Genomic DNA, 15,073 nt, shown 5'->3' on the forward strand with positions numbered 1-15,073 from the left:
TCCCGCCGTTGACGCCTTCCCCCGATGCGCTATGCTCAGACTTTCCTTATTTCATTAGCGCGCTTACCTTCTATGAGCTTCTTCTCAAACAAAAAATTCTCGTTGCCGCCGGGATCCGCTTTGCCGTTACTGGTGGCTGGCGCGTTCTTTATGGAAAATCTGGATGCCACGGTGATTGTCACCGCGCTGCCGCAGATGGCGAAAGATTTCGGCGTGCATCCGGTCGATATGAATATCGGCGTGTCGGCGTACATTCTGACGCTCACGGTGTTTATTCCTGCCAGCGGCTGGATCGCTAACCGGTTTGGCACGCGTAACGTCTTTTCGCTGGCGCTGATCCTGTTCACCCTCGCGTCACTGTTATGTTCTGCCAGCGTCAGTCTCAGCACGTTTACCGCCGCCCGCATGTTGCAGGGGTTTGCCGGTGCGCTGATGGTGCCGGTCGGGCGTCTGGTGGTACTGAAAAATACGCAAAAATCAGATCTGATCCGCGCAATTGCGACGATTACCTGGCCCGGGCTGGTGGCGCCGATCCTCGGACCGCCGCTGGGCGGATTCATTACGACCTATGCCTCCTGGCACTGGATATTTCTGCTCAATCTGCCGCTCGGGATTATCGCACTGGTGTTCAGTCGTAAGCTGATCCCGCAGGTTGAGGGGCAGAAAGGAGTGCCGTTTGATGTCACCGGTTTTGTGCTGACCGGCGCAGCGTGTCTGGGGTTAATCTTCGGGCTGGATATGTTTAATCAGGGCACCATTAACTGGAAACCGGTGACGATGGTGGGCGGCGCGGTGATCGTCGGGGCGCTGGCGGTCTGGCATTCCGGGCGGGCAACGCACCCGTTGCTGCCGCTGACGGCGCTGAAAATTAAAAGTTACGCCGTCACGATTTACGGCGGTTCATTGTTCCGCGTAGCTATCGGCGCCCTGCCGTTTTTGCTGCCGCTGATGTTCCAGCTGGGTTACGGCATGAACGCGTTTGATGCCGGGCTGCTGGTGCTTGCCGTGTTCGCCGGTAATCTGGCAATGAAGCCTTTTACCTCGCCGATTTTGCACCGCTTTCGCTTTAAGTCGATTATGCTGGTTAACGGCCTGCTCAATTCTGCGACGATATTTGCCTGCGCGTTGCTGACGCCGGACGTGCCGACTGCCATCACGTTGCTGCTGCTGTTCGCCAGCGGCATGACCCGTTCGATGCAGTTCACGGCACTCAATACACTGGCCTTTTCGCAGGTTCCGGCAGAACAAATGGGTGGCGCGAATACGTTATTTAACACCGCGCAACAGCTCTCTACCGGGCTGGGCATTGCCATCGGCGCGCTTTCCCTGCGCGTCGCAGAACATTTTTTACCGGCCAGCGCCGGGATGCAGACCGGCACGTTCCATATCGCTTTTATTATTATCGGGGTGTTTTCTCTGGCGGGAACCCTCGACAGTCTGACGCTCGACCCTACCGCGGGCGATGAAATACGCCGAAAAAAAGAATCTGTACCGCAACCGGCTTCGTCGCAAAAATAATGACGTTGCTAAACTGAAATTAAGTATCCGATAAATGGAGAAAACCCATGGAATACCGTCTGTTAGGCCATTCCGGCCTGAAAGTTTCAGTTCTCAGTCTGGGCACCATGACGTTTGGTGGTCAGGGCAAATTCGCTAAAACCGGCCAGACCGACGTCAGTGCCGCACAGCACCAGATCGGTCTGTGTCTGGATGCCGGAATTAACTTATTCGATACCGCCGACGTTTATTCAGGCGGTGAATCGGAAGTGATTCTGGGCAAGGCGCTGGGCAGTCAGCGTCATGACGTGCTGGTTGCCAGCAAAGCCCGCTTCCCGATGGGCGATGGCCCGAACAATCGCGGTTCATCACGTCACCATATTTTGCGCGCCTGCGAAGCCAGCCTGAAGCGCCTGAATACGGACTATCTGGATTTGTATCAGTTGCATGAATGGGATGGTCAGACGCCGCTGGAAGAAACGCTGCGCGCGCTCGACGATCTGGTCAGCAGCGGCAAAGTGCGTTATGTCGGTGTCTCCAACTTTTCTGCCTGGCATGTGATGAAAACGCTGGGCGTGGCAGCAGCAAACCACTATATCCGCCCGGTCAGTCAGCAAATCCATTACACCCTGCAGGCACGTGAAGCCGAATATGAGCTGCTGCCGGTCGCACAGGATCAGGGGCTGGGCGTACTGGTGTGGAGTCCGCTGGCCGGTGGCCTGCTTTCCGGTAAATATCGCCGCAATCAGGCGGCACCGGAAGGCACACGTCATCTGGCTGACTGGGGTGAGCCGCCGGTGCGTGACGAAAATGCGCTGTATGACGTGGTGGATGTTCTGGTGGATATCGCCGGGCAGCGCGGCGTTTCCGCGGCGCAAATCGCGCTGGCATGGCTGATTGCGCGCCCGCAGGTAACGTCAGTGATTGTCGGTGCGCGTAACGACACCCAGTTGCAGGACAACCTGCTCGCGGCAGATTTGACCCTTAATAGCGAAGAAATTGAAAGACTTAATCAGGTCAGCCAGTTGCCGTTGCTGTATCCTTACTGGCATCAGGCTCAGACCGCGCCGGACCGGCTTTCTGCGGCAGATTTATCGCTGATTGCGCCCTATTTGAAAAAGTGACCGCAATAAAATGATACCAAGTCAGACCGGCATCCGCTGCCGGTCTGGTTATTTTTGTGTTAATACTTATAGAGTTTCTTTTTCTGCACGCCGTGCGCGAGCAAACGCGTTCATTTTTGATTCGATTTTTATTTCATTCTATTTATTTAAATACTAAGGAATACCGGGATGATTATTTTTGTGACCGGCGCGACCGCCGGATTTGGTGCTGAAATCGCGCGCCGCTTTGTCAAAGAAGGCCATAAAGTGATTGCCTCTGGCCGCCGTAAAGAGCGTCTGGACGACCTGAAGGCGGAGCTGGGTGACGCGCTGTATACCGTTGAGCTGGATGTGACCAACCGTGCTTCCATCAAAGATGCCATCGACAGCCTGCCTGCCGAATGGAGCAACATCGATGTGCTGGTCAATAACGCCGGTCTGGCGCTCGGTCTGGAAAAAGCCGACAAAGCGTCGCTGGAAGACTGGGACAAAATGATCGACACCAACACCAAAGGTCTGGTGTACATGACCCGCGCCGTCCTGCCGGGCATGGTTGAACGCAACACCGGCCATGTGATTAACATCGGTTCAACGGCGGGCAACTGGCCGTATGCCGGTGGCAACGTGTATGGCGCGACCAAAGCCTTCGTCCGTCAGTTCAGCCTGAACCTGCGCACCGACCTGCATGGCACTCACGTTCGCGTGACCAATATCGAGCCGGGCCTGTGCGGCGGAACGGAATTCTCCAACATCCGCTTTAAAGGTGATGACGAGAAAGCCAGCAAAACCTACGACAAGACTAACCCGCTGACGGCCACCGACGTTGCTGAATCCGTGTTCTGGGTTTCGACATTGCCTGAGCACGTGAACATCAACAGCATCGAGATGATGCCTGTCAGCCAGTCTCTGGCCGGTTTGCAGGTTCACCGCGAAGACTGATCAGACATTGTGATGTAGATGAAAAGCAGCTCCGGCTGCTTTTTTATTGGGTTTTCACCCGATTTTGAGCATAAAAAAAGCGCGGGAGTCAAACCCGCGCCTTTTCCGACCCGCAGAGCGGTTACGCGCTCAGCCAGCCCAGTTTGATCACGAACAGAATCGACAGAACGATCAGCGCAGAATTCAGTTCACGCCAGCGGCCGGTAAGCAGTTTTGCCAGCGTCCAGGTGATGAAACCAAACGCGATGCCGTTAGCGATGGAATACGTGAACGGCATGGTCAGCGCGGTCACGGTGACCGGCGCGGCAACGGTGATATCTTTCCAGTCGATTTCTGCCAGACCTGAGGTCATCAGAACCGCGATGAACAGCAGAGCAGGCGCGGTGGCGAATGCCGGAACGCTGCCTGCCAGCGGTGCGAAGAACAGGCTCAGCAGGAACAGGATCGCGACCACGATCGCCGTCAGACCGGTACGGCCACCGGCGCTCACGCCCGCAGCAGACTCGATATAACTGGTGGTAGTTGATGTCCCTAAGAGTGAACCGAACAGCGCAGCCGCACTGTCCGCGACCAGCGCACGCCCCATTTTCGGGATATTGCCATCTTCGTCCGCCAGACCTGCGCGTTTGGTTACGCCGATCAGGGTGCCTGAGTTATCGAACACGTCTACGAACAGGAATGCGAACACGACGCTGATCAGCGAAACGTTGAATGCGCCTTTGATGTCCAGCTGCATAAAGGTTGGTGCGATAGAAGGTGGCATAGACATCACGCCGCCAAACGGTGAGTAGCCCAGCGCAATCGCCAGAACCGTCACAGCCAGCACGCCAATCAGCACAGCACCGGTCACTTTACGCGCTTCGAGAACCACAATCAGAATGAAACCGAGCATCGCAAACAGCGGACCCGGTTTGGTCAGGTCACCCAGGCCTACCAGCGTGGCCGGGTTTGCAATCACAATACCGGCGTTTTCCAGCGCAATCAGCGCCAGGAATAACCCGATACCGGCCGCAATCGCCGAACGCAGCGGCAGCGGAATACTGCGGATAATCCATTCACGAATTTTGAAAATTGATAACGCGAAGAAGATACACGCGGAAAGGAAAACAGCACCCAACGCGATCTGCCAGGTGTAACCCATGTGCAGCACGACGGTGTAGGTGAAGAAGGCGTTTAAACCCATGCCCGGTGCCAGTGCAATCGGGTAGTTGGCGATAAAGCCCATCAGTGCGGAACCGATTGCGGCAGCAAGACACGTTGCCACGAAAACTGAGCCTTTATCCATCCCCGTCGCGCCCAAAATGGACGGGTTAACGAACAGAATATAGGCCATTGCTAAAAATGTAGTCAGTCCTGCCACAATCTCAGTCCGCACGTTAGTACGGTGAGCTTTTAACTTGAATAGTTTTTCTAACATGAGAAGGAATCTCTTGGTCGCGTGATCACTTCAACCGGGTGATCAAAAGCGCACGCTTGTTATTAGTGTTGTTTTTCAAAACACGCACGCGCGCCAGCAGTACGAATGCCACAATTCGCACCCCTTCTGTCCAAAGAAAAGCGGCTCACGTGCTAAACGTGTTTTGACGAACCCTGTCATTACCCTTTATTGACCTTTTTTGCGCAGAGATTTGCGCATAAAACAATCTGAGGTGATTGTTTACAAAGGCCATCGCACAATCTAGGAAAAATGAGTGATGCAGTCCATAATAGATATCTCACTTATTCACTGCATAAATTAGTACACCTATGTCACCCTTCTCCCGTTTTTCGCAATATTTTACCGAAGTCGCCCGAACAGGAAGTTTGCGCAAAGCGGCGGAAGCGCTGCACGTCTCCGCTTCGGCCATTAACCGGCAGATTTTACAGGCTGAACAGACGCTGGAAACGCCGCTGTTTGAGCGTCTGCCGACCGGCCTGAAACTGACGTCCGCCGGTGAGATTTTGTTCGATGATATCCGTCGCTGGCGTAAAGAATTTTCCCGTACCCGCGAACGCTTTGATGAAATTCAGGGTTTGCGGCGCGGGCACGTCACCATTTCCATTATCGCGGCGCTCAGTGAAGGAATTATGGCGCAGCTGATTGCCGAAGTCGGCGCTGAGCATCCATACCTCACGTTTGATATCCGCATTGAAGACAGCCGGAATATCAGTGAACAGGTCAGTTCGGCTGAAGTGGATTTTGGCCTGCTGCTCGACCCCATTGAACATACCGGTCTGGAAGTACAGGCGTTCGCGGAATTGCCGATTGGCATCGCGATGCCGGTCGGGCATGAACTTTCAAAGCAGGAATCACTGTCGTTCAGCGATATCGCGTCTTACCGGCAGATTATTCCGTCGGAACCACTGATGGTGAATGCCCGCGCGAAGCTGCTGTATAACCGTTATCAGTTGCTGGATACGCCGTCAATTGTCTGTAATGACGTGCGGATGATGCGCGAACTTATCCGCAAAGGGGCTGGCGTGGGTGTGCTGAGTCTGCTCGACGTATTGCCCGATTTGCAGGAAAACCGGCTGGCGTTTGTGCCCTTGCAAGGGCGCAGCGCCAAACCGCTGACGCTCGCGCTGTGCGTTGCGCCACGCCGTCAGCTTTCCCGCGCCGCGCAGATTGTGATTCAGAAAGTGATCGTGATGATGGAACAATTGTCGCAGTAACCGTTACGCCGCTTTCCAGCCAGAAATGATAATCAGCATCCCGGCCAGCGCCACACAGGCGCCGAGCCAGTCAGTGGTGCTGAGTTTTATGCCATCGACAAACCGCAACCACAACATCGCCGTCATCACATAGACTCCGCCGTAAGCCGCATACACCCTGCCACTGGCTGCCGGATGCAGCGTCAGCAACCAGACAAACGCCGCCAGGCTCAGCGCCGCCGGGAAAAGCAGCAGCCAGCTGCCGCCTTTGCGCAGCCAGAGATACGGCAGAAAACAGCCGATGATTTCCGCCAGCGCGGTCGCAAAGAACAGTAAAGTCGTTTTGAGCATGTGAATCGCCAGGTTTACAGTCGTAAGTTAAACATGAATTCAACCCGTTAGCAGGCTTTGGGTGACGTGACTCAGGGTGATGTTATAATTGAAAGTATTCGCCTGAGCGATGTGTAAATTAAAAGGATTAACTAATGAATACAACGTTTTTACGCCGTTTACTGCCTGTTGCGCTGCTTGTTATGACCGCAAGCTGGCAGGCACCTGCGCTGGCAGCCACCAACTGTGCGGGCGGAACCTGTGTCTTTGGCGGCAGCGGCAATGATGCCATGTCCAACGAAGAAGCGCGTCAGAGCAAAGAGCAATGGAACGAAACCCAGCGTCTGCGGGCTTTGAAAAACCAGCGCGCTGAGAAGGATTATTCCAAGTACGATAATTCTGTGGATCTGCGTGATAAATGCAACGCCAGCCAGAATATCAACGCGTACTGGGAAGATAACACCCAGCGCTGCCTCGACCGCCGCACCGGCCGTCAGCTGATGGCACCGTAATACCGTAAATAAGTCTTTCCGCCCTTTTCCTGCCCGACAGCGGCGAACTGTGCCGCTGTCTCTATCTGCTAAACTCATTAATACACTGTTTCTCATAAAAGGAATGAATGATGAAAAAGACACTCTTAGCTGGCCTTGCGGTCATGATGTTAGCGCCGCTGGCGGTTCAGGCTGCCACCTGTGAAAGCGTGAAAGCGGATATCACCCAGAAAATCGTCGCCAACGGTTTGCCGGAATCCGGTTTTAAGCTTGATATCGTCCCGAACGATCAGGCAGATCAGGCCGGTGGTCAGGTTGTGGGTCATTGCGGGAATGATACGCAGAAGATTATCTACACGAAGACCGCTGGCGCGGAGGATACGACAGCAGCGAGTCCTAAGACGGGGACAAGCCAGGATTCTCAGTGATACGGACCGGTATCACGCTCGGTTATATTTTGTGCAACCCAGGTCAAGACCTTGGGTTGCCACCCAAGGTCTTGAGTTTAAGGCCAGCCTGGCCAAAAACGAAATTTGTCACCTTTCTCAAAGTGGCTTTCAGGCCGACTCCCTCTCTACCAGCCCCGGTGGCACAATAATATTCTGTGCTTCGAGATTCTGCCCCCCGATCCTCAGCAATAACCGTCTCGCCGTCGCATGACCAATCTCCCGGGCGGAGTTCGCGATTGACGTCAGCGGCGGTTCGGTCAGTTCGGATTCCGGTGCATCTTCCATGCCGATAAGGGCCACTTTTTGCTGGAAGAAACTGTCGACCGCCCCGCCGCCGACTTCTGCGCCGGTGCGCAAAACGCCGAAATAAGCACCGAGCGCGACGGACGATTTATGGCAGACGATGGCGCTGATTTTCGGGTAATGGGTCAGCAGCGTTTCGGCGGCGTCGGCGGCGCATTTCTGCTGGTAATCGCACTCGATAATCCATTCACTGCGAAACGGCAGGCCGTACTGCACGAGCGTGGCGCAGAAACCGCCGAGGCGTTCGGCGCGGGTTAACGAATTACTGAGGCCGCCGAGGTAAGCGATTTGTTTGTGGCCGTGGCGGATAAGATATTCGGTGGCCATTTTGGCGGCGAGCATATTGTCCGGGCGGACAACATCGACGCCTTCAATACCACCGGAACGCGCAGCGCAAATCAGCGGAACGCCCTGTTCATCGGCCTTTTCTTTCAGGCCGGAAATAGAACTGGTGCCACCGGCGATGACAATACCGTCAACGCCGTGGGTCAGCAAAGTGTCGAAACAGCGCATCAGACCTTTGCCTGACGGGCCACTTTGCAGCAGAAATAATACTTTGCCCTGCGCTTCAAACATCTCGCTGAGACCGGCGGTCATTTCCGCATAAAACGGCTCACAGATATCACGCACAATCAGCCCGACCACGCCGGACTCACCGCCGCGCAGCGTGCTGGCCTGCCGGTTACGCACAAAACCCAGTTCATCCACCGCACGGTTTACCCGCTCAGCGGTACTCAGGGAAATGCGCCCTTTGCCGCTGAGCACCAGCGACACCGTGGTGACAGAAACACCGGCGTGCTGCGCAACATCGATAATCGTAATTTTTTTATGATTCATCAGGCTGTGTCGTTCATTCCAGACTCCATGAAGCGGGATTATGACCCGTTCGTCGGACTTAAGCGTTTAAATCATTAGCGCGGTCAAACAGTTATACCCGACTCGTCAGATTGAGTAAAACGTTAAACCTCCATTTCACCCTGATGGTGCAGCCATCTTCCAATATTGTGAGTTCCGACACGTATTGTTTTGGTAAAACGTTTTATCTTAGCCGCCATTACCACACAGCCAACACCAAACCACTCAGGGAGCAGTCATGCCTGCAAATAAAAAACAAAAAGTCACACTTTGGGAATTCTTCCAAAGCCTTGGTAAAACCTTCATGTTGCCCGTCGCGTTGTTGTCATTTTGCGGCATCATGCTGGGCATCGGCAGCTCGTTAAGCAGCCACGATGTCGTTACATTGCTGCCTGCACTGGGCAATCCTGTTCTTCAGCTGATTTTCGTGTGGATGAGCAAAGTCGGCTCATTTGCATTCAGCTTCCTGCCGGTCATGTTCGCCATCGCTATCCCGCTGGGTATGGCGCGTGAGAACAAAGGCGTTGCCGCCTTCTCCGGTTTTGTCGGTTTTGCCGTGCTGAACCTGGCAATCAACTTCTACCTGACCGCCAACGGCACACTGCCAACGGTTGATCCGCTGGTTCTGAAAGCCAATAACATCCAGATGATCCTTGGTATCCAGTCTATCGACACCGGTATTCTGGGCGCCGTTATCGTGGGTATCATCGTGTACATGTTGCACGAGCGTTACAACACCATCCGCCTGCCGGATGCGCTGGCATTCTTCGGCGGTACGCGTTTTGTACCTATCGTCACCACCGTCGTGCTCGGTTTAGTCGGTTTGCTGATCCCGTTAATCTGGCCATTCTTCGCCGCCGGGATTAACGGTCTGGGCCGTCTGATTCAGGGTGCAGGTGTGTTCGGACCGATGATTTTCGGTTCCGGCGAACGTCTGCTGTTACCGTTCGGGCTGCACCACATTCTGGTGGCGCTGATCCGCTTCACCGAAGCCGGTGGCACAATGGACGTCTGTGGCCGCGAAGTCAGCGGAGCCCTGACCATCTTCCAGGCGCAACTTTCCTGCCCGACCACGCACGGTTTCTCTGAAAGCGCGACACAGTTCCTGTCGCAGGGCAAAATGCCTGCATTCCTCGGGGGGTTACCGGGTGCTGCGCTGGCGATGTACCACTGTGCGAAACCTGAAAACCGTCATAAAATTAAAGGCCTGCTGATTTCCGGTGTTGTCGCTTGTGTTGTCGGCGGAACCACTGAACCGATCGAATTCCTGTTCCTTTTCGTTGCGCCGGTTCTGTATGTGATCCACGCAATTCTGACCGGTCTGGGCTTCACCATTATGTCGGTACTGGGCGTGACCATCGGGAATACCGACGGTAACATCATCGATTTCGTGGTCTTCGGTATCCTGCACGGCACAGCCACCAAGTGGTATCTGGTGCCGGTGGTCGCAGCAATCTGGTTCGCGGCTTACTACGTAATCTTCCGCTTCTCTATCACGCGCTTTAATATCAAAACGCCGGGCCGTGAATCTGAAAGTACGCCAGCCGCCGCGGCCGTGCCGTCTTCCAGCAAATCCGGTTACAACGTGCCGGTGATCTTAAGCGCGCTGGGCGGTGCCGGTAACATCATTTCACTCGATAACTGCATCACCCGCCTGCGTCTTTCCGTGGCGGATATGTCGCTGGTCGACGATGCGACGCTTAAAGCCAACCGTGCAATTGGTGTGGTTCATCTCAACGAACACAACCTGCAGGTGGTGATCGGCCCTCAGGTGCAGTCGGTGAAAGATGAGCTGGATTACCTCATCCGTGAAGCAGCCAATCAGCCCGCGCCCGAACCGGCGATGGTATAAACACTGAATCCACAGGGCGACTTCGTGTCGCCCTTTTCTGCTTTCTTCAGGGAGTGAAAAAATGTCCTCAGCTTCTTTTGATTTCTCTACCGTCGTTGATCGTCACGGAACCTGGTGTACTCAGTGGGATTACGTCGCCGACCGTTTTGGCCATGATGATTTACTGCCATTTACCATTTCAGACATGGATTTCGCCACCGCGCCGTGCATTCTGGATGCGCTGCAAAAACGCCTGCAACACGGCGTGCTTGGCTACAGCCGCTGGCATCATGACGATTTTCTCGGTGCCGTTGAACACTGGTATCAGCAGCGTTTTAACAGCCAGATTGACCGCGACTGGGTGGTGTATGGCCCGTCGGTGATTTACATGGTGGCGCAGCTTATCCGCCAGTGGAGCCAGCCGGGTGATGGTGTGGTGACATTCACCCCGGCCTACGATGCGTTCTTTAAAGTGGTTGATGGTAATCAGCGCAACCTGCTGGCTTGCCCGCTGATTAAAAACGGCAACGACTGGTCGCTGGATGCCGAAAATCTGGAAAGCCTGCTGGCGCAGCCGGACTGTTCGCTGTTGTTGCTGTGCAGCCCGCACAATCCGACCGGAAAGGTCTGGACGCGCGAAGAACTGACGCGGATTGCAGCACTTTGCGAGCGCCACAGCGTGCGGGTGATCAGCGATGAAATCCACATGGATATGGTCTGGGGCGGGAACCCACATACGCCGTGGAATGAGGTGGCGCGCGGTGAATGGGCGCTGCTGACGTCCGGCTCGAAAAGCTTCAATATCCCTGCGCTGACCGGCGCGTACGGCTTTATCAGCCATAAAACGCCGCGTGATGCTTATCTGCATCAGCTGAAAGCCTGCGACGGTTTATCCTCTCCGGCGGTACTGGCGGTACATGCGCACGTCGCGGCGTATCACGCGGGCGAACCGTGGCTGGACGCGTTGCGCGACTATTTGCAGGGAAATCTGCATTATGTGGCGGAACAGCTGAACGCCGCGTTCCCGCAGCTGAACTGGCAACCTCCGCAGTCAACGTATCTGGCGTGGATTGATTTGCGTGCGTTAAACATCGACGACAAGCAGCTGCAAAAAGAGCTGATCGAACATCAAAAAGTCGCGATCATGCCGGGTTATACCTACGGTGAAGAAGGCAACGGGTTCCTGCGCCTGAACGTCGGCTGCCCAAGGTCGAAGGTAGAAGCGGGTGTACAGGCTTTAATTCGCGCGATTAATACCCTGCTGCCGTAACGTTCAAGAATTTTCCGTTTCGCTCCTTCCTTGTACAGAGGAAGGAGCTTTCTCCTGCCGTTGCGCAACAACGTTTTCTTATCCCCCGATCTGACGTTATAATGCCCCGCACATTTCAATAATAACGAGTGCACCCCATGATCGACACACGCCTTCCCCTGACCGACATTCACCGCCACCTTGATGGCAACATCCGCGCTCAAACGATTCTCGATTTAGGCCGTCAGTTTAACCTGACGCTGCCCGCCAATGAACTTGAAGCCCTGCGCCCGCATGTGCAGGTGATGCACGCAGAACCCGATCTGGTGAGCTTTTTGCAAAAACTGGACTGGGGCGTCAAAGTGCTGGGCGATCTCGACGCCTGCCGCCGTATTGCGAAAGAAAACGTTGAAGATGCGGCCAAAGCCGGTCTGCACTATACCGAACTGCGTTTCTCCCCTTACTACATGGCGATGAACCACAAACTGCCGGTCGCAGGCGTGGTGGAAGCCGTGATCGAAGGCATCCGTGAAGGCCAGAAAAATCACGACATCGATGTGCGTCTGATTGGTATTCTGAGCCGTACTTTCGGTGAAGATGCGTGTCTGCAAGAGCTGGAAGGTTTACTGGCGCACCGCGATGGCATTACCGCGCTGGATCTGGCCGGTGATGAACTCGGTTTCCCAGGCAGTCTGTTCCTCAGCCACTTTAACCGTGCGCGCGACGCAGGCTGGCGCATTACCGTTCACGCCGGTGAAGCCGCAGGCCCGGAAAGCATCTGGCAGGCAATTCGTGAACTGGGCGCTGAGCGTATCGGCCACGGCGTGAAAGCCGCGCAAGACCCGGCGCTGATGGATTTCCTGGCGAAGCACCAGATTGGGATTGAGTCCTGCCTGACGTCGAATATTCAGACCAGCACCGTCTCCTCGTTTGAACAACATCCGCTGGCGACCTTCCTGCGCCACGGCGTTCTGGCGTCAATCAATACCGACGATCCGGCCGTTCAGGGCATCGAAATTGCCAACGAATACAACGTTGCCGCGCCAGCCGCCGGTCTGACTCAGAATGAAATCCGCAAAGCGCAGGAAAATGGCCTGACAATGGCCTTCCTGACCGGCGCAGAAAAACAGGCGATTCGCGACAAAGTGTCTGCGTAACGTTTTCTGAAAACCGTTCCCTGAGCGCAAAAAAAAGGGCGGGATTCATTCCCGCCCTTTTCTTTTCAATCAATCCGTTATGCCGATTTGATTTCTTCTTTCACGGCCAGTTTAGCGGCTTCTTCACGTGCAACACGTTTCGCGTAACGCGACGCCAGAACCGCGCACACCATCAGCTGGATCTGATGGAAAATCATCAGAGGCAGCACCATCGCCCCCACCGCAGACGCCGGGAACAGCACGTTCGCCATCGGAATACCGTTCGCCAGACTCTTCTTCGAGCCACAGAAAACAATGGTGATTTCGTCTTTGGTATTGAAACCAAATAGCCGCGCCACAAACGTATTGATGATCAGCACAATGGTCAGCAGCACAATCGAACAACCCAGCACCGCCAGCAGTGACCAGCCATCAATCTGGCGCCAGATGCCTTCCACGACTGCCGCACTGAACGCCACGTACACCACCAGAAGAATCGACGAACGGTCTGTAATATTCACGATCTTCTTATGACGCTGCACCCAGCCGCCAATCAGAGGACGACACAAATGCCCGATGATAAACGGCACCATCAGTTGTAAAACAATCGAGCCGATGGCGTGCAGCGTATCGCTGGTTCCGCCCTGCGTGTGCATCAGCAAACCCACCAGCACCGGCGACAAAAACACGCCGAGAATACTGGACGCCGACGCGCTGCAAATCGCCGCCGGGATATTCCCGCCCGCCACCGACGTATAGGCAATCGCCGACTGCACGGTAGCCGGCAGCGCACACAAATACAGAAAACCGTAATACAGCGTCGGTGTCAGAATACCGACCGGCACCAGCCATTTCATGCCCAGCCCCAGCAGCGGGAACAGCGCAAACGTGCTGAGGAAAACCACAACATGCAAACGCCAGTGGCCGATCCCCGCCATAATCGCCTCACGCGAGAGCTTCGCGCCGTGCATAAAAAACAGCAGCGCGATGGCAGCGGTGGTCAGATGTTCGAAAATCGTTTTATAAATCCCTTCACAAGGGAAAAACGACGCGACCACGACCACACAAATCAGAATCAGCAAAAATTTATCGATTTTTAACCAGGACATGAACCTTCCTTGCCAGTTGAACGAGTAAAAGAGAATCGGGTTAACGGCGGCTTATTTTTTTACTTTCAACGTCGCCTGTTGTTCTGAAGATTGCATGCCCAGCTCAATCATTTCCATTACGCGGATAGCATCCGATGCCGGAACCGGATTTTCGCCGTTACCGTTAATCGCATCGCGCACACCCGCGTAATACGCAGGATAGTTCCCCGGAATGGTCAGCAGGGATTTCTCTGCCAGCACACCCTCGTGGCTCAGCGTAATCACGCCGTCACGTTTGTCGTATCCCCAGTCTTCCTGCGGCAGACGTTCGCCCGCTTTCAGACGATCTTCCTGCGGATCCAGACCAAATTTCACATAGCTGCCGGTTTCGCCCTGCACGATAAAGCGGGCCGTTTCCGCCACGGCGTACACGGTGCTGTGCAACACCACGCGGCGGCGCGGATACGTCAGCACGGCATTGAAATAATCCACCGCTTTACCGCCCGGACGCAGCACGGCCAGGTCAGCCTGTAACGAATCCGGCGTACCAAACAATTGCAGCGCCTGATCCAGCAGATGTGAACCTAAGTCGTACCAGATGCCGCTGCCCTGCGCATCGCTTTCACGCCAGCGCTGTAGCACCTGCGGTTTGTAGCGATCGTAATGCGATTCGAAATACACGATCTCGCCCAGCGATCCCTCTTCGATCAGCGCTTTCACGGTCTGGAAATCAGAATCCCAGCGACGGTTGTGGAACACAGAAAGCACTTTGCCTTTTTCACGCGCCAGCGCGTCCAGCTCGCGGGCTTCTTCAAGCGTCACGGTGAACGGTTTATCGACAACAACGTGTTTACCGGCTTCCAGCGCCAGCTTCGCCAGCGGGAAATGCGTGGTGTTTGGCGTAGGAATCACCACCAGATCGATGGACGGATCGGCAAGAAGCTTCTCCGGGGAATCAACAACCGTGACATTTGGCCAGTCGGCATGGACTTTTGCAGCGTCACTGCTCGACACCACAGCCAGCTCAAGGCCCGGCGTGCCGTCAATCAAAGGTGAATGGAAAGTTTTACTGGCGAAGCCATAGCCGATCAGGCCAACGCGGAGAGTCTGGGACATGGGATTTTCCTCTGTTTAACGGTCTTGCCCGTTAGGACGCTAATCACCTGATTTG

At 54.9% G+C, this 15,073-nt stretch carries 14 protein-coding genes; 9 read left to right on the forward strand and 5 right to left on the reverse strand.

What is annotated here, in order from left to right; all coding sequences use genetic code 11:
- The first annotated feature begins 72 nt into the window (after positions 1–72).
- The 3 genes from J1782_RS17005 (at position 73) to ydfG (ending at position 3,539) form a co-directional block, all read left to right on the forward strand.
- Complete coding sequence (locus tag J1782_RS17005; RefSeq protein ID WP_152326215.1) at positions 73–1,518, forward strand: MFS transporter; 1,446 nt, start codon at positions 73–75, stop codon at positions 1,516–1,518.
- A gap of 47 nt (positions 1,519–1,565) precedes the next feature.
- Positions 1,566–2,621, forward strand: a complete 1,056-nt coding sequence (locus tag J1782_RS17010) for an aldo/keto reductase (protein WP_217153570.1) — start codon at positions 1,566–1,568, stop codon at positions 2,619–2,621.
- Between the two features lie 168 nt (positions 2,622–2,789).
- On the forward strand, positions 2,790–3,539 hold the full coding sequence (ydfG, locus tag J1782_RS17015) for a bifunctional NADP-dependent 3-hydroxy acid dehydrogenase/3-hydroxypropionate dehydrogenase YdfG (protein WP_152326213.1): 750 nt from the start codon (positions 2,790–2,792) through the stop codon (positions 3,537–3,539).
- Between the two features lie 121 nt (positions 3,540–3,660).
- Here the strand turns inward: ydfG and J1782_RS17020 are convergent, their stop codons facing one another.
- The gene (locus J1782_RS17020; RefSeq protein WP_104922061.1) at positions 3,661–4,956 is read right to left on the reverse strand and encodes an NCS2 family permease; all 1,296 of its coding nucleotides are present in this window, start codon (positions 4,954–4,956) and stop codon (positions 3,661–3,663) included.
- A 329-nt stretch (positions 4,957–5,285) separates the two neighbouring features.
- Here J1782_RS17020 and J1782_RS17025 point away from each other — a divergent pair, with 329 nt between their 5' ends.
- Positions 5,286–6,191, forward strand: a complete 906-nt coding sequence (locus tag J1782_RS17025) for a LysR family transcriptional regulator (protein ID WP_217153571.1) — start codon at positions 5,286–5,288, stop codon at positions 6,189–6,191.
- 3 nt (positions 6,192–6,194) lie between these two features.
- On the opposite strand, the gene J1782_RS17030 is transcribed toward J1782_RS17025, so the two are convergent.
- Positions 6,195–6,521 carry a YnfA family protein gene (locus J1782_RS17030; protein WP_217153572.1) on the reverse strand — a complete coding sequence of 109 codons (327 nt, stop codon included), beginning with the start codon at positions 6,519–6,521 and terminating at the stop codon, positions 6,195–6,197.
- Positions 6,522–6,655: 134 nt separating this feature from the next.
- On the opposite strand from J1782_RS17030, the gene J1782_RS17035 reads away from it, so the two are divergent.
- Together J1782_RS17035 and J1782_RS17040 are read left to right on the forward strand one after the other, a co-directional pair.
- Positions 6,656–7,012: a DUF1283 family protein gene (locus J1782_RS17035; RefSeq protein WP_152326210.1), complete on the forward strand. Its 357-nt coding sequence runs from the start codon at positions 6,656–6,658 to the stop codon at positions 7,010–7,012.
- Positions 7,013–7,122: 110 nt separating this feature from the next.
- Positions 7,123–7,419: a DUF1161 domain-containing protein gene (locus tag J1782_RS17040; protein ID WP_152326209.1), complete on the forward strand. Its 297-nt coding sequence runs from the start codon at positions 7,123–7,125 to the stop codon at positions 7,417–7,419.
- Between the two features lie 129 nt (positions 7,420–7,548).
- On the opposite strand, the gene malI is transcribed toward J1782_RS17040, so the two are convergent.
- Entirely contained in the window at positions 7,549–8,580 is a 1,032-nt protein-coding gene (gene malI, locus J1782_RS17045; RefSeq protein WP_152326208.1) for a Mal regulon transcriptional regulator MalI, read from the reverse strand.
- A gap of 256 nt (positions 8,581–8,836) precedes the next feature.
- Here malI and malX point away from each other — a divergent pair, with 256 nt between their 5' ends.
- From malX to add, 3 genes are all read left to right on the forward strand, one after another.
- Positions 8,837–10,450, forward strand: a complete 1,614-nt coding sequence (malX, locus tag J1782_RS17050; RefSeq protein ID WP_217153573.1) for a maltose/glucose-specific PTS transporter subunit IIBC — start codon at positions 8,837–8,839, stop codon at positions 10,448–10,450.
- 61 nt (positions 10,451–10,511) lie between these two features.
- Complete coding sequence (locus tag J1782_RS17055; protein ID WP_217153574.1) at positions 10,512–11,699, forward strand: MalY/PatB family protein; 1,188 nt, start codon at positions 10,512–10,514, stop codon at positions 11,697–11,699.
- A gap of 137 nt (positions 11,700–11,836) precedes the next feature.
- Positions 11,837–12,835 (forward strand): adenosine deaminase, encoded by a 999-nt coding sequence (gene add / locus J1782_RS17060; RefSeq protein ID WP_152326205.1) that lies wholly within the window; start codon positions 11,837–11,839, stop codon positions 12,833–12,835.
- A gap of 77 nt (positions 12,836–12,912) precedes the next feature.
- Here add and J1782_RS17065 read toward each other — a convergent pair whose 3' ends face one another.
- Together J1782_RS17065 and J1782_RS17070 are read right to left on the reverse strand one after the other, a co-directional pair.
- A complete protein-coding gene (locus J1782_RS17065; RefSeq protein WP_217153575.1) occupies positions 12,913–13,923 on the reverse strand; it encodes a bile acid:sodium symporter family protein in 1,011 nt (336 codons plus the stop codon).
- 51 nt (positions 13,924–13,974) lie between these two features.
- Positions 13,975–15,018 (reverse strand): oxidoreductase, encoded by a 1,044-nt coding sequence (locus J1782_RS17070; RefSeq protein WP_152326203.1) that lies wholly within the window; start codon positions 15,016–15,018, stop codon positions 13,975–13,977.
- Between the last annotated feature and the right edge of the window lie 55 nt (positions 15,019–15,073).

Origin of the sequence: Rahnella sp. BCC 1045 (genome assembly GCF_019049615.1) — a bacterium.
Taxonomy (GTDB): Bacteria; Pseudomonadota; Gammaproteobacteria; order Enterobacterales; family Enterobacteriaceae; genus Rahnella; species Rahnella contaminans.

What these genes read in the sequence shown, in the direction of transcription:
- J1782_RS17005 (WP_152326215.1), top strand. Translation starts at nt 73, where the DNA reads ATGAGCTTCTTCTCAAACAAAAAATTCTCGTTGCCGCCGGGATCCGCT.
- J1782_RS17010 (WP_217153570.1), top strand. Translation starts at nt 1,566, where the DNA reads ATGGAATACCGTCTGTTAGGCCATTCCGGCCTGAAAGTTTCAGTTCTC.
- ydfG (WP_152326213.1), top strand. Translation starts at nt 2,790, where the DNA reads ATGATTATTTTTGTGACCGGCGCGACCGCCGGATTTGGTGCTGAAATC.
- J1782_RS17020 (WP_104922061.1), bottom strand. Translation starts at nt 4,956, where the DNA reads ATGTTAGAAAAACTATTCAAGTTAAAAGCTCACCGTACTAACGTGCGG.
- J1782_RS17025 (WP_217153571.1), top strand. Translation starts at nt 5,286, where the DNA reads ATGTCACCCTTCTCCCGTTTTTCGCAATATTTTACCGAAGTCGCCCGA.
- J1782_RS17030 (WP_217153572.1), bottom strand. Translation starts at nt 6,521, where the DNA reads ATGCTCAAAACGACTTTACTGTTCTTTGCGACCGCGCTGGCGGAAATC.
- J1782_RS17035 (WP_152326210.1), top strand. Translation starts at nt 6,656, where the DNA reads ATGAATACAACGTTTTTACGCCGTTTACTGCCTGTTGCGCTGCTTGTT.
- J1782_RS17040 (WP_152326209.1), top strand. Translation starts at nt 7,123, where the DNA reads ATGAAAAAGACACTCTTAGCTGGCCTTGCGGTCATGATGTTAGCGCCG.
- malI (WP_152326208.1), bottom strand. Translation starts at nt 8,580, where the DNA reads ATGAATCATAAAAAAATTACGATTATCGATGTTGCGCAGCACGCCGGT.
- malX (WP_217153573.1), top strand. Translation starts at nt 8,837, where the DNA reads ATGCCTGCAAATAAAAAACAAAAAGTCACACTTTGGGAATTCTTCCAA.
- J1782_RS17055 (WP_217153574.1), top strand. Translation starts at nt 10,512, where the DNA reads ATGTCCTCAGCTTCTTTTGATTTCTCTACCGTCGTTGATCGTCACGGA.
- add (WP_152326205.1), top strand. Translation starts at nt 11,837, where the DNA reads ATGATCGACACACGCCTTCCCCTGACCGACATTCACCGCCACCTTGAT.
- J1782_RS17065 (WP_217153575.1), bottom strand. Translation starts at nt 13,923, where the DNA reads ATGTCCTGGTTAAAAATCGATAAATTTTTGCTGATTCTGATTTGTGTG.
- J1782_RS17070 (WP_152326203.1), bottom strand. Translation starts at nt 15,018, where the DNA reads ATGTCCCAGACTCTCCGCGTTGGCCTGATCGGCTATGGCTTCGCCAGT.